Source organism: Arthrobacter sp. AZCC_0090, assembly GCF_014207375.1.
Taxonomy (GTDB): Bacteria; Actinomycetota; Actinomycetes; order Actinomycetales; family Micrococcaceae; genus Arthrobacter.
This window is the reverse complement of sequence record NZ_JACHEE010000001.1, coordinates 185,828-204,811: the sequence shown is the minus strand read 5'-3', so window position 1 is coordinate 204,811 and position 18,984 is coordinate 185,828. Positions and strand designations below refer to the sequence as shown.

Annotated in this window: 21 protein-coding genes; 12 read left to right on the top strand and 9 right to left on the bottom strand. The window is 62.6% G+C overall.

The features are described 5' to 3' along the window. Nucleotides 1-44: 44 nt before the first annotated feature. The 4 genes from pdxS to thrS form a co-directional block, all read right to left on the bottom strand. Nucleotides 45-971, bottom strand: coding sequence for a pyridoxal 5'-phosphate synthase lyase subunit PdxS (gene pdxS, locus HNP00_RS01020; protein ID WP_184734982.1), 927 nt, complete (start codon nucleotides 969-971; stop codon nucleotides 45-47). Nucleotides 972-1,176: 205 nt separating this feature from the next. Continuing rightward, nucleotides 1,177-1,806, bottom strand: coding sequence for a phosphatidylinositol phosphate synthase (pgsA, locus tag HNP00_RS01015; protein ID WP_184734980.1), 630 nt, complete (start codon nucleotides 1,804-1,806; stop codon nucleotides 1,177-1,179). Further along, entirely contained in the window at nucleotides 1,799-2,407 is a 609-nt protein-coding gene (locus tag HNP00_RS01010) for an HIT domain-containing protein (protein WP_184734978.1), read from the bottom strand. The genes pgsA and HNP00_RS01010 overlap by 8 nt, the downstream gene beginning before the upstream one ends. A 28-nt stretch (nucleotides 2,408-2,435) precedes the next feature. Further along, a complete protein-coding gene (thrS, locus tag HNP00_RS01005) occupies nucleotides 2,436-4,445 on the bottom strand; it encodes a threonine--tRNA ligase (protein ID WP_184734976.1) in 2,010 nt (669 codons plus the stop codon). 126 nt (nucleotides 4,446-4,571) lie between these two features. On the opposite strand from thrS, the gene HNP00_RS01000 reads away from it, so the two are divergent. Then, nucleotides 4,572-4,730, top strand: coding sequence for a hypothetical protein (locus tag HNP00_RS01000; RefSeq protein WP_184734974.1), 159 nt, complete (start codon nucleotides 4,572-4,574; stop codon nucleotides 4,728-4,730). On the opposite strand, the gene HNP00_RS00995 is transcribed toward HNP00_RS01000, so the two are convergent. After that, complete coding sequence (locus HNP00_RS00995; protein WP_184734972.1) at nucleotides 4,720-5,001, bottom strand: YegP family protein; 282 nt, start codon at nucleotides 4,999-5,001, stop codon at nucleotides 4,720-4,722. The genes HNP00_RS01000 and HNP00_RS00995 overlap by 11 nt on opposite strands. 115 nt (nucleotides 5,002-5,116) lie before the next feature. Beyond that, a complete protein-coding gene (locus tag HNP00_RS00990; RefSeq protein WP_260404704.1) occupies nucleotides 5,117-6,715 on the bottom strand; it encodes a protease pro-enzyme activation domain-containing protein in 1,599 nt (532 codons plus the stop codon). 173 nt (nucleotides 6,716-6,888) lie between these two features. Between HNP00_RS00990 and HNP00_RS00985 the strand changes: the two genes are divergently transcribed. The 4 genes from HNP00_RS00985 (at nucleotide 6,889) to HNP00_RS00970 (ending at nucleotide 10,390) form a co-directional block, all read left to right on the top strand. Beyond that, the gene (locus HNP00_RS00985) at nucleotides 6,889-8,289 is read left to right on the top strand and encodes a glutamate decarboxylase (RefSeq protein WP_184735622.1); all 1,401 of its coding nucleotides are present in this window, start codon (nucleotides 6,889-6,891) and stop codon (nucleotides 8,287-8,289) included. A gap of 26 nt (nucleotides 8,290-8,315) precedes the next feature. Continuing rightward, nucleotides 8,316-9,182: a class II glutamine amidotransferase gene (locus HNP00_RS00980; protein ID WP_184734970.1), complete on the top strand. Its 867-nt coding sequence runs from the start codon at nucleotides 8,316-8,318 to the stop codon at nucleotides 9,180-9,182. Nucleotides 9,183-9,270: 88 nt separating this feature from the next. Beyond that, nucleotides 9,271-9,423 carry a hypothetical protein gene (locus HNP00_RS00975; RefSeq protein ID WP_184734968.1) on the top strand — a complete coding sequence of 51 codons (153 nt, stop codon included), beginning with the start codon at nucleotides 9,271-9,273 and terminating at the stop codon, nucleotides 9,421-9,423. A 76-nt stretch (nucleotides 9,424-9,499) separates the two neighbouring features. Continuing rightward, nucleotides 9,500-10,390, top strand: coding sequence for a helix-turn-helix transcriptional regulator (locus tag HNP00_RS00970; protein ID WP_184734966.1), 891 nt, complete (start codon nucleotides 9,500-9,502; stop codon nucleotides 10,388-10,390). A 49-nt stretch (nucleotides 10,391-10,439) separates the two neighbouring features. Here the strand turns inward: HNP00_RS00970 and HNP00_RS00965 are convergent, their stop codons facing one another. From HNP00_RS00965 to HNP00_RS00955, 3 genes are all read right to left on the bottom strand, one after another. After that, nucleotides 10,440-10,826 (bottom strand): hypothetical protein, encoded by a 387-nt coding sequence (locus tag HNP00_RS00965; RefSeq protein WP_184734964.1) that lies wholly within the window; start codon nucleotides 10,824-10,826, stop codon nucleotides 10,440-10,442. A gap of 228 nt (nucleotides 10,827-11,054) precedes the next feature. Beyond that, nucleotides 11,055-12,035: a cation diffusion facilitator family transporter gene (locus tag HNP00_RS00960; protein WP_184735619.1), complete on the bottom strand. Its 981-nt coding sequence runs from the start codon at nucleotides 12,033-12,035 to the stop codon at nucleotides 11,055-11,057. Nucleotides 12,036-12,116: 81 nt separating this feature from the next. Beyond that, a complete protein-coding gene (locus HNP00_RS00955; RefSeq protein WP_184734962.1) occupies nucleotides 12,117-12,848 on the bottom strand; it encodes a DUF72 domain-containing protein in 732 nt (243 codons plus the stop codon). Between the two features lie 376 nt (nucleotides 12,849-13,224). Here HNP00_RS00955 and HNP00_RS00950 point away from each other — a divergent pair, with 376 nt between their 5' ends. From HNP00_RS00950 to HNP00_RS00920, 7 genes are all read left to right on the top strand, one after another. Next, on the top strand, nucleotides 13,225-13,773 hold the full coding sequence (locus HNP00_RS00950; protein ID WP_184734960.1) for a DUF6328 family protein: 549 nt from the start codon (nucleotides 13,225-13,227) through the stop codon (nucleotides 13,771-13,773). Between the two features lie 159 nt (nucleotides 13,774-13,932). Further along, on the top strand, nucleotides 13,933-14,865 hold the full coding sequence (locus tag HNP00_RS00945) for an SDR family oxidoreductase (RefSeq protein ID WP_184734958.1): 933 nt from the start codon (nucleotides 13,933-13,935) through the stop codon (nucleotides 14,863-14,865). Between the two features lie 53 nt (nucleotides 14,866-14,918). Next, entirely contained in the window at nucleotides 14,919-15,167 is a 249-nt protein-coding gene (locus tag HNP00_RS00940) for a hypothetical protein (protein WP_184734956.1), read from the top strand. Continuing rightward, nucleotides 15,154-15,870, top strand: a complete 717-nt coding sequence (locus HNP00_RS00935) for an SRPBCC family protein (RefSeq protein WP_184734954.1) — start codon at nucleotides 15,154-15,156, stop codon at nucleotides 15,868-15,870. The genes HNP00_RS00940 and HNP00_RS00935 overlap by 14 nt, the downstream gene beginning before the upstream one ends. 433 nt (nucleotides 15,871-16,303) lie before the next feature. After that, the gene (locus tag HNP00_RS00930; protein ID WP_184735617.1) at nucleotides 16,304-16,570 is read left to right on the top strand and encodes a GlsB/YeaQ/YmgE family stress response membrane protein; all 267 of its coding nucleotides are present in this window, start codon (nucleotides 16,304-16,306) and stop codon (nucleotides 16,568-16,570) included. 28 nt (nucleotides 16,571-16,598) lie between these two features. Beyond that, a complete protein-coding gene (locus HNP00_RS00925; RefSeq protein WP_184734952.1) occupies nucleotides 16,599-16,946 on the top strand; it encodes a hypothetical protein in 348 nt (115 codons plus the stop codon). 109 nt (nucleotides 16,947-17,055) lie between these two features. Then, entirely contained in the window at nucleotides 17,056-18,948 is a 1,893-nt protein-coding gene (locus HNP00_RS00920) for a transketolase (RefSeq protein WP_311770461.1), read from the top strand. Nucleotides 18,949-18,984 lie beyond the last annotated feature (36 nt).

The window sequence follows — 18,984 nt, the reverse complement described above, 5'->3', positions numbered from 1 at the left end:
CGCAGAGGATCGGGGCCTGCCGGCGCCCTCCCCCAAGGCGAGTCCTACCAGCCGCGTTCTGCGAGGCGGTGGGGTTCGGGGATTTCCTCGACGTTGATGCCCACCATGGCTTCGCCCAGGCCGCGGGAGACCTTGGCGATGACGTCGGGGTCATCGAAGAACGTGGTGGCCTTCACGACGGCGGCGGCGCGCTGTGCCGGGTTGCCGGACTTGAAGATGCCCGAGCCGACGAACACGCCGTCCGCGCCCAGCTGCATCATCATGGCAGCGTCGGCCGGGGTGGCGATGCCGCCGGCGGTGAACAGCACCACGGGGAGCTTGCCGGTGGCGGCGACTTCCTTCACGAGCTCGTACGGGGCCTGCAGTTCCTTGGCCGCGACGTACAGCTCGTCCTCGGGCAGCGTCGACAGCCGGAGGATCTCGGCGCGGATCTGGCGCATGTGCGTGGTGGCGTTGGAGACGTCCCCGGTGCCGGCCTCGCCCTTGGAACGGATCATGGCCGCGCCCTCGTTGATGCGGCGCAGCGCCTCGCCGAGGTTGGTGGCGCCGCAGACGAAGGGAACCGTGAAGTTCCACTTGTCGATGTGGTGGGTGTAGTCGGCCGGGGTCAGGACCTCGGACTCATCGATGTAGTCCACGCCCAGGGACTGCAGGACCTGTGCCTCGACGAAGTGGCCGATGCGGGCCTTGGCCATGACGGGGATGGATACGGCGGCAATGATCGCATCGATCATGTCCGGGTCCGACATGCGGGACACGCCGCCCTGGGCGCGGATGTCCGCGGGAACGCGCTCGAGCGCCATCACGGCTACGGCACCGGCATCTTCGGCGATGCGGGCCTGCTCGACGTTGACGACGTCCATGATGACGCCGCCCTTGAGCATCTCGGCCATACCGCGCTTGACGCGGCTGCTGCCCGTAACGCTGGCTGCGGACGAACCGGCTTCGTTGCTTACATCAGGTGTAGACACAAAAACCCCTATGGGTAGATAGAAGACCTTGGCCGGGGCGCAGGCGGACAGGGGCCACGCACAGCGCACACCGGATTTCCAGGTCACATTGACCAAGTAACTTCAATACTAGTCCCCTGCGCTGGGCCCGTCGTACTTGATTACCAGCTTCCGGCCACGCAGATCCGCAAGTGGCTGGAGGCGCTCGGCGGGTGCCGCACACCGCCTAGGCCGGAGTCCCACCGTCGACGTCTGCCATGGCCTGCGCACGGACAGCTGCCATCCTCTGGATGACCGTGACGCCCGTAGCCGCGGCGAGCACCACAAGGGTCACCAGCAACACGACCGGAGGTAGCCCCAGGCCGGTCAGCCCGGTGACGAGCAGCACCGAGATGAGCCGCTCGGCACGCTCGGCGATTCCCACATTGGCGTAGAAGCCCAGTGATTCAGCCTTGGCGCGAGCGTACGAAACCACCATCCCGAGCACCAAGCAGGCCAGGGACGCAATAGCAATCGCGCTGTTACCGCCGCCCGTGAAGAACCAAATGGCGACGCCGGCAAAGATGGCGCCGTCGGCCAGCCGGTCTAGCGTGGAGTCGAGGAAGTTTCCCCAAGGGCCGCTGCGGCCCTGCTCCCTCGCCATGATGCCGTCCACGACGTCGGACAAAGCGAAGACCGCGATCAGCAGCGAACCCCACCAGAGCTGACCCATCGGGTAGAGAATCAGGGCACCGAGCACTACCCCAACGGTCCCGACGACGGTAATCGTGTCGGGCGAGACCCCCACTTTGAGCAGGAACCGGGCAAGGGGCGAGAACAGTCCGGTGAAAAACCCGCGGGCGTGCCGATTAAGCATCCGTCTCCCCGGACAGATCCGACTCTTCCGGCCAGGCGTCGGCTACCTGCTGGCGAACCTCGTCAAGGGTCTGCGTGATGGCCTTCGTCTGGGCGATGATGGGGAAGAAGTTTCCGTCCCCACCCCAGCGCGGAACCACATGCTGGTGTAGATGAGCGGCGATTCCAGCCCCGCCGGCCACACCCTGGTTCATGCCCAGGTTGAAGCCGGCCGGGTTGGCCACCTTGCGCAGCACACGCATTGCGGTCTGCGTGAGCTCCGCCATTTCAGCCGTTTCCTCCACGGTGATGTCCGTGTAGTCCGGTACATGCCGGTATGGGCACACGAGAAGATGGCCGGGGTTGTACGGAAACAGGTTGAGCACCACGTAACACGTCTTGCCGCGGTGCACGATCAGGGATTCCTCGTCTGTGCGGCTTGGAGCCACGCAGAACGGGCAATCGTCCTGATTCTTGAACTGGTTCGGCCCGCCCTTGATGTAGGCCATCCGGTGCGGAGTCCACAGGCGCTGGAAGGCGTCAGGAACACCTGCTAGGCCGAAGTCGTCGGTCACTTCGGCATCGCCCGGATAGTCAGCTGTCATGCCCGTGTTCTCCTGCACTATTCCCGCCCCCGCGTTGCCCGGCTCGTCAGCTCTCGCGGTTCTTGACGGCGTCCACAATCCTACGGACGGCCTCGGCAACGGGCACCCCGTTGTCCTGGCTGCCATCACGGAAGCGGAAGGACACCGCACCGGCCTCCGCGTCCTCTCCACCGGCAATCAGGACAAAGGGAATCTTGTCCTTGCTCGCGGTGCGGATCTTCTTCGGGAAGCGGTCCGAGGAAATGTCTACCTCGGCACGGATGCCAGCGGCCTTGAGCTGGTCCACGACGTCGAACATGTAGTCGTTGAATGCCTCCGCCACCGGAATGCCGACAACCTGTACCGGCGCGAGCCAAGCCGGGAAGGCCCCTGCGTAGTGTTCGGTGAGGACACCCATGAAGCGCTCCACCGAGCCGAACAGGGCCCGGTGGATCATCACCGGACGCTGGCGGGTGCCGTCGGCCGCCTGGAACTCGAGCTCGAAACGCTCAGGCAGGTTGAAGTCCAGCTGGATGGTGGACATCTGCCAGGTACGGCCCAGCGCGTCCTTGGCTTGCACGGAGATCTTCGGGCCGTAGAACGCGGCTCCACCCGGATCCGGAACCAGCTCGAGCCCTGAAGCCTCTGCGACTTCAGCCAGGGTGCGGGTTGCTTCCTCCCAGGCAGCGTCTTCACCAACGAACTTGTCTTCGTTCTTGGTGGACAGTTCAAGGTAGAAATCGTCCAGCCCGTAGTCCTTGAGCAGGCCGAGGACAAAGTTCAGGGTTGTGGTGAGTTCGTCCTTCATCTGCTCGCGGGTGCAGTAGATGTGGGCGTCGTCCTGTGTCATGCCCCGCACGCGGGTCAGTCCGTGCACAACGCCGGACTTCTCGTAGCGATACACAGAGCCGAATTCGAAGAGCCGAAGGGGCAGTTCCCGGTAGGATCGGCCGCGCGAGCGGAAGATGAGGTTGTGCATGGGGCAGTTCATCGGCTTCAGGTAGTAGTCCTGGCCGGGCTTGCGCACGGTGCCGTCCTCGTTCAGCTCCGCGTCGATGTGCATCGCCGGGAACATGCCTTCCTTGTACCAGTCCAAGTGTCCGGAGACCTCGTAAAGGTGCCCCTTGGTGATGTGCGGGGTGTAGACGAACTCGTATCCCGCATCCACGTGGCGCTGGCGGGAGTAGTCCTCCATGGCCTTGCGGATGATGCCGCCCTTGGGGTGGAACACCGGCAGGCCCGATCCCAGCTCGTCCGGGAAGGAGAACAGGTCCAGCTCGGCCCCGAGCTTGCGGTGGTCGCGGCGCTCTGCCTCGGCAATGCGCTCCTGGTAGGCCTTCAAGGCGTCCTTGGTGGGCCAGGCGGTGCCGTAGATTCGCTGCAACTGCTGGTTGTTCTGGTTGCCCAGCCAATAGGCCGCCGAGGAGCGGGTCAGGGCGAAGGCATTGGAGATCAGTTTGGTGTTGGGCAAGTGCGGTCCGCGGCACAGATCGCACCAGACGCTGTCCCCGCTCTTGCGGTCCACGTTGTCGTAGATGGTGATGTCTCCGGCGCCCACCTCAACGTTGACGCCCTCGCCGGCGTCGGCGGCGTGGTTCTTCTTGCCCAGCAGTTCGAGTTTGTAGGGCTCGCCGTTCATGGCCTCGCGGGCTTCGTCTTCGGTGACGACGCGGCGCACGAACTTCTGGTTCTGGTTGATGATCTTCTGCATCATCTTTTCGAGCTGGCGCAGGTCTTCAGGAGTGAAGGGCTCAGTAACGTCGAAGTCGAAGTAGAAACCGTCAGTGATGTAGGGGCCGATTCCGAGCTTGGCGTCCGGACGCAACTGCTGCACGGCCTGGGCCATGACGTGTGCGGTGGAGTGGCGCAGGACGTTCAGGCCGTCCGGCGAGTCGATGGTGATCCCTTCAACCTGAGCGCCTTCAGGCAGCACCTGGTCAAGGTCCTTGAGTTCGCCGTCGACACGGGCCACGACGACGTCGCGGCGCTCAAAGAAGAGTTCCGCGCCGGTGGTCCCCTCCGTCACCTTGGTCTCTTCGCCATCGACGATGAGGGTGATCTGCTGGGCATCTGACACGGGTGTCTCCTATTCATTGATAAGGCTTCATAGCTTGTGGCGTACGGGGACCACAGCCAGCCATCGTCCATCGTATCCGCTCCGGCGGGGGCCACCAAAGCAAGCGGGGGCGTGCCGTTTCGGGGCATGGAAGGCTCGACCTCAAGCGGATATTTGCCGATGGGTCGCCACAAGGACGGCACTGGGCGCAACTCCGAGTCCGGCGTCACCTATGTCGTCGCGTACGCGACGAAAGATGCCGGTGCCGCCCTGACTCATGAGGGCCTTCACCCTGTCAGCGGCTAGTGGCTTTCCTCAACTCGTGCGTCCGCCATGCGGGCTGATGGAGGAGATGCAGCCGGTGAACCTGCCGCTCAAGCGAAGGGGTCCACTTTCCGTGGCTCCGGTCTTTGATAAGGGCCGTTCCGGCGATCTCCCTGAGTGTGGATATCCCGCGGACAGCCAACTGCTTGGTGGCGAACGTCGTGGACATCGCGAGAATGTCGCCGTCGCCGTCGCGCAATGCAATCCTGTACCCGTCATCGGGTGCGTCGACCAGCTCAAAGTACCCAGCCATTGTGCAGCCTCCTTTGAATCCTGCGGTTAACCTAGGACACCCCCAGTCTACCGAGCCACGCCCGCTTGGGCAGTGGCTTTTTGGCGGTAAGCTGACGGGCATTGGCGCGTCCCCCTCAGGGCTTGGCCTCCAGCAATGCAAGGAGAGCCTTACCGTCCGGGCTGCCCAAACCGGTGCACGGATCCCAGCCGGTCCCCGCATGGTAGCTTCCGTTGGTGCCGGTAGTGATGTCGTGGAAGCCCGACGCCGGATGGGTCCCGTTTTGGTAGAGAAGCGGCTGAATCAACCCGAAACGCCTGTTGGTGGCCTGGGCGAGCCGGGCGACCAGCGCGGCCCAGAGTGGTGCCACCGCGCTGGTTCCGCCGATCACCATGTCCTTCCCGTCGACGCGAACTTGGTAGCCGGTCTGCGGGTCGGCGACGCCACTGACATCGGGCACGCCTCGTCCGGGCTTCTTGGGGGCGGGCTTGTGCTTGGCGTGTCCGGTCACGCCCGACTGCCAGGACGGAACGGGAAAAACATCGCTGTACCCTCCGCCGGTAGCTGAGTTGGGGCCGTCGTTCCAAACAGTCTCCGCGCTGATGACACCCGTCGCGGCATTTGCTTGAAGACGGGTTCCGCCGCAGGCAAGCACATGCGGGCTCGACGCCGGGAAATCGGCGTGGTCCTTGCTGTCCGTTGCGCCGTCGGCACTGCCGTTGTCCCCCGCTGCCGCTGTCACCGTCACCCCGAGCGCCGCGGCGTCGGCCATGGCCTGGTCGAACGCCGTCCGGGCCTGGGCTGTCCACGCGTCCTCGTTCTGCCCCCAACTGATGCTGATCGCGGCGGGCGCCGGGCTGGCGTGGGACGCCGCGACGATCGCGTCCAGGAATCCAGCGTCAGTGTTGGGTGCGAAGTAGACCACAATATTGGCTTTCGGGGCCAAGGCACCCACAACTTCGATGTCGAGTAGGACTTCCCCATCGGCACCGGTCGGATCCTGCCCCGGCTGGTTCGCTCCGCCGTCGATTCCCACTGCGGTAATGGTCGGTGTGGGAATACCGAGTCCCTGGAAATAGGTCTCGAGGTCTTGTTGCCCGAACCCGCCGCCAAGTTCGAGGATGGCCACGGTTTGGCCTGTCCCGTCCGTTCCGTCAGGGAAGTTGTAGATCTTTCCCAACTGGGGCGGGGTGTAGCTGGTGCCCGTTGCAGCCAGGGGAATGACGCGAAACTGAGCCCGGGCCTGGGGTCGGTCGTCAAGGCCAAGGACTGCGACAACGACGCCGTCGAGGGCGGCGGGGACCTGCAGGCCTCCGGTCCGGTGCCGGTGAGTGACCGCAGTGCCGTCCGGGCTGCGGCTCGTCAGCTCATCCAGGGACGTTCCGAAAACACTGCTCAGCTGCTCCACCGTGCCAGCCAGCCGAATCCTGCGGCTGGCTGCGTCCGACTCGACAACGTCGAGACCCAAGTCGGCAAAAGTGCGGACGGCGAGATCGAGATCCGCCGCCGATGCGCCATACCGCGAGGCCAGTTCGTCCCGCGAAAGAGGGGCGGACGGAACTTCGGTCAATTCCCCTCGGCGCCGGAGGATGACCGTCGCCTCAATCCGGCGCGATGGGTCTACAGGACCGAGAATGTCCCTGACGCCCGGGGCGGGGGCCCTTTCTGATCCAGGCAGCGGGACGCTTCGCGTTCCCACCGGTTGGCCGCCTTCCGGGGTGTCCTGCATCGACATTGTTGCCTCCTACGATCGCGGTGACAGAGCTACGTCCCCTGCGATTATGCCCCTACAGCCTCTTTGGCACCATGCCTTGGGGCTTGGGGGCGGCGACCACCCGCGGTAGCGTGGCCTTGGCAGGCCGTGGCACCGCCCACGGCGAGCGCCGTGGCGAGTCAAAGGAGCGAACCATCAATAGGTCACACCGAACATCAGCCCATGAACCCGAGACTGCAGTTGAGCTGAATCCGGTGTTCAGCCGGCCGGGAGAATCGAGCATCTTCCCGCGCTTCACGATTCCGGACGGCGAGTCCTTGCCTTCGACTGCTTACCAAGTTGTCCACGACGAAGCCATGTTGGACGGGAACAGCCGGCTCAACCTCGCGACGTTCGTCGGGACGTGGATGGAACCGGAAGCGTCCAAGCTCTACGCCGAGACATTCGACAAGAACATGATCGACAAGGACGAATACCCCCAGACGGCGTTGATCGAGACCCGTTGCTGGCGCATGCTCGCAGATCTGTGGAACGCGCCCGATCCCGCCAAGTCCGTTGGGACTTCAACGATCGGTTCATCGGAGGCGTGCATGCTAGGCGGCCTGGCTTTGAAGCGTCGCTGGCAACACACACGGCGGGCGGCTGGCCTTTCGACGGGCAAACCCAACCTGGTCCTCAGCTCTGCCGTGCAGGTGTGCTGGGAAAAGTTCTGCAACTACTGGGACGTGGAAGCCCGGTACGTTCCAGTGTCAAAGGAACCCCCGGTGCTTGACGGCTACGAACTGGACAAGTATGTGGACGAGAACACCATTGGCGTTGTGGCCATCATGGGCGTCACCTACACAGGGGCTTATGAACCTGTCGAAAAGATCTCCGAGGCGCTGGACGAAATACAGGTACGGCGCGGCCTGGATATTCCGATCCACGTGGACGGCGCATCCGGTGCCATGATTGCCCCTTTCTTACATCCGGAGACTATGTGGGACTTCCGTTTGCCAAGGGTTGCCTCGATCAACACCTCGGGCCACAAGTACGGCTTGGTCTATCCAGGCCTTGGATGGGTCATCTGGCGGGATGAGCAGGCGCTCCCCGAGGATCTGATCTTCCACGTCAGTTACTTGGGTGGGAACATGCCCAGTTTCGCCCTGAACTTCTCGCGCCCCGGCGCTCAGGTGCTCTTGCAGTACTACTTGTTCCTCCGCCTCGGATACGAGGGATACAAATCCGTTCAGTCAACCTCCCAGGACGTGGCGCTGTATCTCTCCAGTGAAATAGGGGCTATGGAGTCATTCACTTTGTGGAGCAACGGATCGGACATCCCGGTCTTTGCCTGGCAACTCGCTGACGGCTACACGGAGAACTGGAACCTTCACCACTTGTCCGAGCGGCTCCGGATGAATGGATGGCTCGTCCCCGCGTACCCGATGCCCGAGGGACTGAGCGAGATTACTGTCCAGAGGATCGTTGTCCGCAATGGCTTCACGCGCGACCTCGCATCCAGTTTTCTGGCCGATCTCAAAAAGGAGGTTGCCTATTTGGATAGCCTCACCGCACCAATGCCCGCCGGTGGGCAAACACAGGCGTTCCACCACTAGCCAGCAGCTTTATGCAAGGAGCGCCCATGTGCCGATTGTTCGGTTTGCATGCCGGTTCGCAGCCAGTCCGGGCCACCTTCTGGCTCTTGGACGCACCGGACAGTCTCGCTGACCAGAGCCGGCGCGAGCCCGACGGCGCCGGCATCGGTACCTTTGACGCGGACGGTAGTGCCCACGTGGCAAAGCAGCCGCTCGCCGCATGGGAGGACCACGCCTTCGCGCGTGAGGCGCGGGTCCTGAAGAGCACGACGTTCCTGGCCCATGTGCGGTATGCCAGCACCGGCGCGCACACCATGGTCAACACGCACCCCTTCGAGCAGGACGGGCGGCTGTTCGCCCACAACGGCACCTTCGCCGATCTTGAACGGCTGGATCATCGGTTGGCTGAATTCGGAGTTGCGGATCTGGTGCAGGGTCAGACCGACAGTGAGCGCCTCTTCGCGCTAATCACGGCCGAGAGCCGACGTGCAGACGGCAACATCGGGAAAGGCATCACCCAGGCGATCAGCTGGATCGCCACCGAGCTTCCAGTGTTCAGCCTGAACTTCATCCTGACGACGGCGACCGAACTGTGGGCGGTCAGGTACCCGGACACGCACGAGCTGCACATTCTGGAACGATTGCCGGCCCGCCCCGACGAGGCAGTTCCCCTCGACGCGCGGAGCACCCGCATCCGCGCGCACAGCAAGGATCTCTCCCCTTCGGGGCACGTCCTCATCGCCACCGAACCGATGGATGACAACCAGGGGTGGAGTCCGCTGGATGCCGGCGCACTGGTCCACGTCAGTCCGGACCTGGGGGTGACTACCAGCTACCCCTTCCCCGAGGCGCCGAATCATCCGCTTTCGCTGTCCGATCTCTCCCCCTCCGCGGCTGCATCCCAGAAGCCGTGATGCCGAACATAAGGCACCCCTCGGCGTCTTACCCTGAAGGCCGCGTGTTCAGCGCGTCCGCGCACCTCGCCGCACATAAGATTGAACCATGACCGCTGAAGTCGAATCCGAAACCGCCTTCGTCCCGGCCGTGCAACTGGACGGGCAGATGAGCATCAACGACATCCTGCTTGAATTGGGGCGGGAGCCCGTGGTGTACCCGTCCGCGAACGCCGACGCCGGCGACTTCCACATTTTCTAGACTTCGGAAGCCTTTGCCGATAGAGATACTGGCAGGAACTCCCTCAACGCGGACGATCGTAACTATCGTTGATCGCATGGACAACCGGAATGACGTTCGCGATTTTCTCGCCTCCCGGCGCGCGAAGCTCACGCCCGATCAGGCGGGGGTACCGGCATCGGGCGGCAATCGGCGAGTGCCCGGACTTCGCCGCGGCGAAGTCGCGAACCTAGCCGGGGTAAGCGTTGAGTATTACACGCGGCTCGAACGCGGAAACCTTGCCGGAGTGTCCGAAAGCGTGCTGGAAGCACTGGCCCGGGCTCTGCAACTTGACGAGGCCGAGCGTGCGCACTTGTTCGATCTGGCCCGCACCGCCGGAACAAGCAAGCGACAGCGGCGAACGTCACCACAACACGTCCGGCCGAGCGTTCAGTTTGCCCTCGACGCCATCACCGACGCGCCGGCATTTGTTCGCAACGCGCGCATGGACATCCTCGCCGCCAACAGACTCGGCCATGCCTTGCACTCAGAGATGTACGTCAATCCTGCCCGGCCGGCCAACTACGCTCGCTTCATCTTCCTTGATGAAGAGCGAGCGCGGCGGTTCTTCCCGGACTGGGAACTTGCAGCCAACAACATGGTGGCCATCCTTCGGACCGAGGCAGGCCGGGACCCATTCGACCGCGGGCTGAGCGACCTCGTTGGAGAGCTCTCCACCCGCAGCGACGAATTCCGGATCCGATGGGCCGCACACAACGTGCGCCGCCACTACACCGGATTCAAGCATTTCCACCACCCCGTGGTGGGTGAACTCCGTCTGCTGTTCGAAGCGATGGAGCTCTCAGCGGACACCGGCCTCTCGCTGTTCATCTATCCGGCAGAACCTGGCTCGCCCTCTGCAGACGCACTGCGCCTACTCGCGAGTTGGGCCGCCACCCAGGAACTGGCCGAACAACCTCAAACCACACCTACGGCCGGGGGCGCGTGACCGCTGCCTAAAGCGTCGATCAGGCCGCGGCCCATCGGCTGATCAGGCCTTATTCGTCGCTTTCGTCGTCGCGCCTATCGGAGGACGTATCACGCCTATCCGATGGATTGCCGGCATCAGGGTCCAGGGCTTCCGCGCGCCGGAGCCTGTCTTGCGAGACTTCGTTGGCTCGCTCGGAAGCCTTTTGCTTCTCCATGGCCTCCTTGTGCAGCCGTTCCGCCTCGTTCTCCGCCCGGGCAGCGTCGGCCTCTGCGCGGGCCGCCTCGGCGCTGCGCTCGTGTGCTCCGAGGGCGTCGGTGCGGGCTCGTTCGCGGAGTTCCGCGGCACGCTTGCGGTCAACCGCGTTCTTTGCGCGGCGACCAAAAACCACGACGGCGACCACCAGTGCGATAACCACGATCGCCACAACGATCCAGATCCATTGTTGCCCGTCCATTTCCAGCCTTCCTCGACGTTGACTGCGTTGTCCTCGGCCCGGCACCGATTCCCGTTCCCCCTGACGTCCATGGCGCGCGGCTGGCCGCCAAGGATCCGTCCTCGGTCAGGCCGCGGATGTTGGTTTCTTGAGTCAACATCCTTGTGTACAGCATGGCGCGAGTGGCGTGTACCTGTTTTTTAACGCAAGACGGGGTCACCCCGGAAGTGGCTATTGCCGGAGGTGCTGTTACCTGGTGGTTTTCGGGCGAACACCAGTCTCAAACGTCAACGCTGGTTCGTCTGCAGTAGCGAGGGTCAACACTGCCTCCTCCACTGTCTCGTGGTCCTCGAGTTCACGCTCCACACGGCGCAGGGCTACCGCTACCTCATGCTCGCGGAGATCTCCCTTGATATCCACGGCTGCCACCAAGTAGAGCTTGCGTGGCCCCACAAATTCCAAATGCAAGTACGTCAGACGCTCGATCTCCGTGTGTTCCAATAACCGGAGCGCCATGGACTTTTCAAGCTCCGGGGTGACGCCTTGACCCACGAGGAACCTACGATTGCGATCAATCAGCACCACCGCGATAGCACCGAGAAGAATGCCAACGAAAATGGATCCGAGAGCGTCCGGTAGAGGTGATCCGGTGAGTTGGTGCAGGAAGACACCTATGAACGCGATGACCAGGCCTATCAACGCGGCACCGTCCTCCGCGAAGACGGCGCGCATCGTGGGATCCGAACTCTTCAGGACCTGCTCCAAAGTACGGCGTTCGAGCCGTTTTGCCGACTCGCGGGCCTGCCGGAATGCCTGAATAAACGAGGCTCCTTCCAGCACGAAAGCGATGGCGAGGACAACATAAGCGACCGGGAAGTCATCTGCCGGTTCCGGCGCGAAGACCTGTTGGATGCCGTGCATCAGGGATACCACGGCACCCGCGGTGAACAAGCCAAAGGCGGCGAACATCGACCACACGTACGCTTCCCTGCCATAGCCCATCGGATGGGCCACGTCCCGCTGTTTTGAAGATCTCCTCTCAGCAATTAGCAAGAAGACTTGGTTTCCGGTGTCAGCCCAGGAGTGGGCAGACTCGGCGATCATGGATGCGGACCCGGTAATCACGGCAGCAAATGTCTTTGCCGTGGCGACAAGAAGATTTGCCGCAAAGGCCAAGATCACCGTCATCAGTGATGAAGATGACATCTTGACCTTCTTGGTGTGGCCCATGGAATCCACCGTACCCAACAACTGCCCGAAACGGTCCATGGTTCACCCCTCCCAAGTGGCATGAGACCACCGAGCCCGGAGCTAACTGTTGCCGAGGAATGCGCGGAGAGTCTGGGCATTACGGACCGCGTTCCCGCCGCCATCGTTGTTGAAGTAGACGAAGACATCCTTGCCCGCCGCCTCCCATTCCACAATCCGTTCCGCCCACCAGCGCAGGTCCTGCTCGGAGTACGAACCGCCGTAAAGGTTGTGGCGGTCCGGTCCGTGCATCCTGACATAGACGAACGGCGCTGTGGCACGTAGTACGCAAGGGAGTTGAGCCCCGCTCATGACGCAGTACGCGATGTGGCGGTGCTCGAGCATGGCGTAAACCGCGCCGTCGTGCCAACTATCATGGCGGAATTCGACGGCGACCTTTATCCACTCGGGGATCAGGTCAAGGAAATAGGCCAAGCGTGCGTCGTCGCGTTCCATATCGGGAGGAAGTTGGACCAGCAGCACACCACGCCTCGCCCCAAGTTCGTGCCACGCCGACTTGATCCGTTCGACCCAGGCTTCCGGGGCGTGGAGACGCTTTCCGTGGGTCAGGCCACGGGGAGCCTTGACCGAGAGCAGGAAGCCTTCAGGTAGCCGTTGCCGCCAGCTGGCAAAAGATGCTTCGCGTGGCCAGCGATAGAAACTGGCGTTGAGTTCAACGGTGTCGAACTGCTCGACATAGTATCCGAGCCTGTTGCGCGAGGGAGTTTCCGCTGGGTAGAGCACGTCCTCCCAGTGGACGTAACTCCACCCCGACGTCCCTATGTGAGTTTCCACCCTGCCTCCATCCACCGGGTGCCGCTTCCGATCCTAGACAGTGGACACTGACCGGACGCACAACGAGGACGGCGGCGACAGTCGCCGATGGCGGTCGACCCGGAGCCTATTGTCAATGCCACTTTATAAGTAAGCTGATGATATCCGGGATTGATGAGAGGTTGGTCGAAGGGCAGATGCGATTGGGGTCGATTATCGGGCTGATCGTGGTGATCTGGTTCGTCATAGGAGCGGTAGCCGCCGGCCAACGTGGCTACTACAATGCGGTTCCCGCACAGTGTTCCCAGTTCGCAACGATCACTTTGAACATTGTTGCCGGTCCACTGAATTACATGGGATTGAACCCCGTGGCAGGTTGCGAGCTGCCGAAGCCATCATGACCCGGTCGGAGGATCCGTTGCCGCCTGTGCCGCAGGGCGACACTCGACATGAGTCGAAGGACCAGCGGATGGACCGCAACTGGAACGAGCTGCTCCAAGAACTGCGTGTCCTGCAGACCGGCGTCCAGATTATCGGAGGCTTTCTGCTGACTCTTCCATTCCAGCAGCGATTTGGCACCTTGACCGAGCTGGAAAAGTGGTTGTACTTGGTGCTGGTGGTCCTCGCAACAATGACCACCGGACTGATGCTCGTACCGGTCAGCCTGCATCGCAGGCTCTTCCAGCACCATGTCAAATCCCGCCTGGTGGCCGCAGGGGACAAAATCGTCAAGTCCGTCCTCGCCTGCGTCGCCTTGCTGATCGCGGGATGCGCGTGGTTAATCTTCAGCGTTGTCCTCGGTCCGGAAGCGGGCACTGCCGCTGGCGCCAGCATCCTCCTGGCCCTCGCGGCGCTGGTGCTGCTATACCCCCTGCTGTCCTGGTCTCCCAAGTACAGCCGACTGGAACCGAAATCAGGCACGGGCTCCGATAACCAGAGTCCCTGATTCGGGAGCTGGAAATCGGACTAATCCACGCCTCATCGATCTATATAGTAAGTTTACTGATCAATTTTCCCGAATCCATGGACAGAGTCCGCCCGGGCCACTAGTTTCGATGTGGTAGGTGGTGACGCGAAGGTTGAAAAGCCGACGAAGAAGGTGATCATGAACCAGCCAGAATCGCAGCAAGCTGGAGTGGAACAGGCCGATATCGCACAGCTTTCCCCGCCGAAGGATCCGCGTTCGGGCTACCACTCGGGGTCCTTCCCCCAGCAAGAACAGAAGCAGCCGGGGTTGACCGGCCTGATGGATCCGGCTCCGGACCACGGCGAGCATTCCTACGCGGGCCACGGCCGATTGACGCACAAGGCAGCCCTCATCACAGGAGGTGACTCCGGGATCGGAGCAGCCGTGGGGATCGCCTTCGCCCGGGAAGGCGCGGACGTGGCGTTCTCCCACTTACCGGAAGAAGCCGAGGACGCCCGGAACACGACGGATTGGATCCGGAAGGCGGGAACCAGGGCCTTGCCCCTCCCGGGCGACGCCCGGTCCGAAGAATTCTGCCAATCCACCGTGGAACGCGCCCTTGACGAATTCGGTCGGCTGGACATCCTGGTTCTGAATGCGGGATACCAAAAGAACCGGGAAGGGATTGCGATGCTGCCCACGGATGAAATAGACAGGGTATTCAAGACCAACCTGTATTCCCTGATCTGGACGGCCCGCGCGGCAGTCCCCCATATGAAGGCCGGTGCCTCGATCATCGTCACGGCCTCCATCCAGGCGTTCAATCCTTCACCGCAACTGATCGACTACGCCATGACCAAAGCTGCGCAAGTGGCCTTCACCAAGGCCCTCGCGCAGGAGCTCGGGCCCAAGGGCATCAGGGTAAACGCCGTGGCCCCGGGACCCATCTGGACGCCGCTGATTCCCGCGACGGAATGGCCGGACAAGCTACCGGGCTTTGGGCAGGACACTCCCCTCGGCAGGGCGGGGCAGCCGGCGGAGTTGGCTCCCGCCTATGTCCTTCTTGCCTCCGACGAAGCATCGTACATCTCTGGCGCCGTTCTACCGGTCACCGGAGGAAAGGGTCTCTAGCGGCCGCTCCCCTGATTTCCATTAACAGGTTCAACCAGCGCGGAAAGGACGACATGGACACGGACCATGAGCACTCAGCCGAGGAAGAGGTCGCAGGAGGCTATGGAACTCCTACGCCGGAACAAGAAACAGCAGGACCCGGCGACCAGAAGGCGAAACCCGAGGACAGCGAAAGCGGATCGATATCGGAAGCGGTCAGCGACGGTTTGGCCTCTGTACCGTCAGCCGATGCCGAATTGGACGAGTCGAATACCGGATCAACCGAGGACAACCCAAAGGAGCATGAACATGGCTACCGTTAACCAAGCAATTGATGTGGAAGTGCCCGTATCAGTGGCATACAACCAGTGGACCCAGTTCGAGACTTTCCCGGAATTCATGAAAGGCGTTGAGTCGGTCCAACAGATCGACGAAACCGCATTGCATTTCTCCACCAACGTCGGCGGCATCAAGCGCGACTATAACGCCCAAATCCTGGAGCAGGTTCCGGATTCGCTGGTCAGCTGGGCAAGTATTGACGGTCCCCGGAACGCAGGCTCTGTGCGCTTCGAACCTCTGGGCCCGGATCGCACCCGAGTCAACGTTGAGATCGAATGGGAGCCGGAGAATTTCGCCGAGAAGACCGGCGCGCTCGTCGGCATCGACGACTTGCGGGTTTCTGCCGATCTGGACAAGTTCAAGAAGTTCATCGAGGCACGGGGCCAGGAAACGGGCGCCTGGCGAGGCTCCGTGACCAGCGGCGACGTCGATGACAGCGGGGAAGCGTCCGGCGTCGAGACCACCTCGGAACTACCACCCATCGATCCTGATCTGACGGCGCCCGCCGCCACGAACGAGGACCTGCGCGTTGGCCAGTACACCGAGGGCGACTACGGTGCGGAAAGGGTCCCGGATGTCCCCATTGAAGGGATTCAAGGCGACTACGCCACAGAGGAGCCGCCCACTGTTGCCCCTGACGAGCGGGATGTTGAGCGGCCCGATACCGAGACCAAGCCGGGAACATAGGCCGCAATACCGTCAGGGCCGGCTAGCGAACGGGCCGGCTCTGACGCCGCCCGGTTTTGATCCATTCACGATTCGAGGAGCAAGCAATGAGCGAATTCCCTCCCGATCCAACGCGAGACCCGGATCCCACCAGGGAACCCGGCCCAACTCCAACACCGGAGCCGGTGCCGCTGCCTGAGCCGGGTCCAACTCCCGTCCCGACCCCGGGCCCCGAACCCCAACCAGGGCCTCAGCCGGGAAGCCCCGAGCCGGTTCCCCTGCCTGAGCCAGGCCCTTCCCCGGTCCCCGATCCGGACCCGGACTTGCCCTTCCCGCCCACCCACCCTTTGGGAGAACCGCCCCTCACGATCGAGTAGGCCATTCGGGAATCACTCTGGTCCGGGTAATTTCGACAACCAATTGGTGAATTTCTTTTCAAGGAAGCGAGAAAGTGATGGGATTTTTAGGATTTCTTTTGCTGGGACTCATCGCGGGTGCAATTGCCAAATTGCTGATCCCCGGCAGGCAAGGCGGCGGCTTGTTGATCACCATGCTTTTGGGGGTCGTGGGCGCCATCCTCGGCGGGTGGATAGGCGGCCTGATTTTCGGTGGCGGCCTCCAGGAATTCTTCTCGGTACGGACTTGGCTGCTCGCCGTCGGTGGCTCGGTAGTAATACTGCTGATTTATGGCGCAATCGTCGGCAGGAAGAGCCGGACATAGCCCGTGTCTGAGGATGGAGGTTGAAGCCATGGTTGTGAAACTCAACAAGAAGGCATTCGAACATGCGAAGAGCCTCATCCGGGACGGCAAACTGGTCATTGATACCCGTGACGATTGGAGCGAGCACGCACCCTCAACACAGGACGAGAACAAGTTCCTGGATAAGAATGGGGACACTGAATATTCGAGATGGTTTCTCGGCATGGATGATGAACATTCGGAAGGCCAGAAGGGCCGCTACAAGTTTCCCTACGGCGACTTCAAGAGAATCCACCGGTGTGCGGTGATTTCAGCCGAAAGCAGGGCAAGCCAATACGACTATGACGACATCCGCCAGGCCCTCGGAGAATTGCTTGACCGGTTGGACGCGCACTGACGGGCCCTGCGGTTAGAGAAAGCACAGGGAGTCTCAGCACTTGGGCTGCTCCCGCGGGGCGAATAGTCAGGACAAAACGGCCGCCCTGGGTGTATGGAAGGCAACTGAAGTGACAAAAGATCCAAGAATATCCCCTGCACCTTTGGAGACCGGAGAAGCCGATTTCATCAGGTCCCTGGCCACGCAACTTCGGGTGGACTCCATCAGGTGCAGCACGCGTGCCGGCTCAGGCCACCCCAGCTCGTCTTTGTCGGCCGCGGATCTCATGGCCGTCCTCCTCACTCGGCACTTACGCTACGACTGGAATCGCCCTTCTTTGCCGAACAATGACCACCTGATTTTCTCGAAGGGGCATGCTTCCCCGCTCCTCTACTCGATGTACCGGGCCGTGGGTGTTGTCGATGAAGATGAGCTGCTCAACACATATCGCCAGTTCGGTGCCCGGCTCCAGGGCCATCCAACTCCGGTGCTGCCCTGGGTTGACGTGGCGACCGGCTCCCTGGGACAGGGCTTGCCGGTCGCGGTGGGCGTATGCCTCGCAGGACGATCGCTGGACAGGCTGCCGTTCCACACATGGACGTTGTGCGGCGACAGCGAACTCGCCGAAGGATCCGTCTGGGAAGCCCTCGACAAGGCGGCCTACTACAAGCTCGGCAACCTCACCGCCGTCGTGGACGTCAACCGGCTTGGCCAGGATGGCCCTACCGAACTGCAGTGGGATATGGACGCCTACGCCAGGCGGGTAGAAGCCTTCGGGGCCAAGGCCCTCATCATCGACGGACATGATCTTTCCGAGATCGACGACGCGCTGGGCCGGGCTCGGAGCGATCCTGATCAGCCGACAGTCATTCTGGCCAAAACGATCAAAGGCAAAGGAGTGCTGGAGATCGAAGACCAAAACGGCTGGCACGGCAAGGCGCTGCCTGCCGACATGGCCGAGAATGCCATCGCAGCCCTCGGCGGACCAAGCAGCGTCCACGTAACCACACATCCTCCGGAGTCCGGCGCTCCAGCAATCACGCCGGACGCCCAGGCTACGGTCACGCTTCCACACTGGAACGTTGGCGAAAAAGTCGCCACCAGGGCCGCCTTCGGCGCAGCCGTGTCAGCGCTCGCGGTCCGCCCCGAAGTGGTGGTCCTCGACGGGGAGGTGGGGAACTCGACACACGCAGGGGACTTCAAGGAGGTAGCCCCGGAGCGGTACTTCGAAATCTTCATCGCCGAGCAGCAGCTCGTTGCCGCAGCCATCGGCCTTTCGGTGCGCGGATATGTGGCTTTCGCTTCAAGTTTCGCTGCGTTCTTGGTTTCGCGCCCGTTCGACTTCATCCGGATGGCGGGGGTCTCGGAGGTGAGCATCCGCCTCGTCGGCACGCATGCCGGCGTAGAAATCGGGCAGGACGGCCCTTCGCAAATGGCGCTGGAGGACATTGCCGCCATGCGGGCGGTGCACAGTTCCACGGTGCTATACCCGGCCGACGCCCCGTCCACAGCACAACTCGTGAGCGCCATGGCAGACAACCCCGGAATCTCCTACCTGCGTGCCACTCGTGGAGCCTATCCGGTGATTTACGGTCCGGACGAACAATTTCCCCTTGGCGGAAGCAAGGTCCACGGAGCGGGCCCGGACGACCAGGTGGCGCTCATCGGCGCCGGCGTCACACTCCACGAATGCCTCGCAGCGGCCGAGCAACTGGCCCAGTCGGGAATCAAAGCCCGCGTGATCGACCTTTACTCCGTCAAGCCGATCGACGTCGACACCCTGCGCCGGACGTGCCTCGAAACCGACGGTCGGATTGTTGTCGCAGAAGACCACTACGCCCAAGGCGGCATGGGTTCGGCCGTCCTCGAAGCCCTCGCGAGTGCCAACACTCCCAAGCTCCATCTGGCACTGCTTGCCGTAAGGGAACTTCCGGGCTCCGGCGAACCCAAGGACCTGCTCAATGCCGCAGGTATTTCCGCACGCCACATCGCTGCTGCCGCGCGCGACCTGGTCATGGACTGACAAGCAACGGTGCGACCGCCAGCGTGGCGCACCCGC

Coding starts and splice junctions, on each gene's coding strand:
- HNP00_RS00960 (WP_184735619.1), bottom strand. CDS start 12,035: ATGGGCCACACCAAGAAGGTCAAGATGTCATCTTCATCACTGATGACG.
- HNP00_RS00945 (WP_184734958.1), top strand. CDS start 13,933: ATGAACCAGCCAGAATCGCAGCAAGCTGGAGTGGAACAGGCCGATATC.
- HNP00_RS00965 (WP_184734964.1), bottom strand. CDS start 10,826: ATGGACGGGCAACAATGGATCTGGATCGTTGTGGCGATCGTGGTTATC.
- HNP00_RS00930 (WP_184735617.1), top strand. CDS start 16,304: ATGGGATTTTTAGGATTTCTTTTGCTGGGACTCATCGCGGGTGCAATT.
- HNP00_RS00935 (WP_184734954.1), top strand. CDS start 15,154: ATGGCTACCGTTAACCAAGCAATTGATGTGGAAGTGCCCGTATCAGTG.
- pgsA (WP_184734980.1), bottom strand. CDS start 1,806: ATGCTTAATCGGCACGCCCGCGGGTTTTTCACCGGACTGTTCTCGCCC.
- HNP00_RS00970 (WP_184734966.1), top strand. CDS start 9,500: ATGGACAACCGGAATGACGTTCGCGATTTTCTCGCCTCCCGGCGCGCG.
- HNP00_RS00995 (WP_184734972.1), bottom strand. CDS start 5,001: ATGGCTGGGTACTTTGAGCTGGTCGACGCACCCGATGACGGGTACAGG.
- HNP00_RS00975 (WP_184734968.1), top strand. CDS start 9,271: ATGACCGCTGAAGTCGAATCCGAAACCGCCTTCGTCCCGGCCGTGCAA.
- HNP00_RS01000 (WP_184734974.1), top strand. CDS start 4,572: ATGGAAGGCTCGACCTCAAGCGGATATTTGCCGATGGGTCGCCACAAG.
- HNP00_RS00980 (WP_184734970.1), top strand. CDS start 8,316: ATGTGCCGATTGTTCGGTTTGCATGCCGGTTCGCAGCCAGTCCGGGCC.
- HNP00_RS00950 (WP_184734960.1), top strand. CDS start 13,225: ATGACCCGGTCGGAGGATCCGTTGCCGCCTGTGCCGCAGGGCGACACT.
- HNP00_RS00990 (WP_260404704.1), bottom strand. CDS start 6,715: ATGTCGATGCAGGACACCCCGGAAGGCGGCCAACCGGTGGGAACGCGA.
- HNP00_RS00940 (WP_184734956.1), top strand. CDS start 14,919: ATGGACACGGACCATGAGCACTCAGCCGAGGAAGAGGTCGCAGGAGGC.
- HNP00_RS00925 (WP_184734952.1), top strand. CDS start 16,599: ATGGTTGTGAAACTCAACAAGAAGGCATTCGAACATGCGAAGAGCCTC.